1 protein-coding gene is annotated in these 515 nt (G+C 40.0%); it reads left to right on the forward strand.

What is annotated here, in order from left to right; all coding sequences use genetic code 11:
- Positions 1-208: 208 nt before the first annotated feature.
- A partial coding sequence (locus tag HC175_RS17385; protein WP_209310055.1) for a cation:proton antiporter occupies positions 209-515 on the forward strand: 307 nt, incomplete at its 3' end.

The following is a 515-nucleotide window of genomic DNA, read 5'->3' on the forward strand; positions in this document are numbered from 1 at the left end:
TCCAGGATCTTCAGGAATTCCTTCATTAATTTTTTAATTAAAGGGCTAAAAATAGCAGATTAGCGGTGCCTAAAATGAAAATTCTTCCAATTAATATTATTTTTAAGGTATTTTTATGAATTTCAACTAAAACTAAGACCGATCTTTTGTCCCATTTAAGCTAACTTTCTGGAGCAATACCTTGCACCGACGGAATTAAAAGGAACCTATGGAAGAATTCAACATTTTTAACCTTCTTATTATCCTTACCGGCGCCTGGGTAGGTGGGGCTGCAGCAAAAAAATTAGGCTATCCTGCTATTTTAGGAGAATTGGTCATAGGGATCATCCTGGGTCCTGCCATTTTAGGATTACTTGAAACTTCCGAAATGATCAATGTTCTGGCCGAGGTTGGGATCATTCTCCTTATGGTTTACATTGGCATGGAGATTAACTTCAGAGATCTCGGAAAAGCCTCCTGGCCGGGCTTACTCGCAGCAATAGGAGGTTTCGTGGTGCCCTTTGCCCTGGGATATT

The sequence above is a fragment of the Salinimicrobium oceani genome (assembly GCF_012037645.1).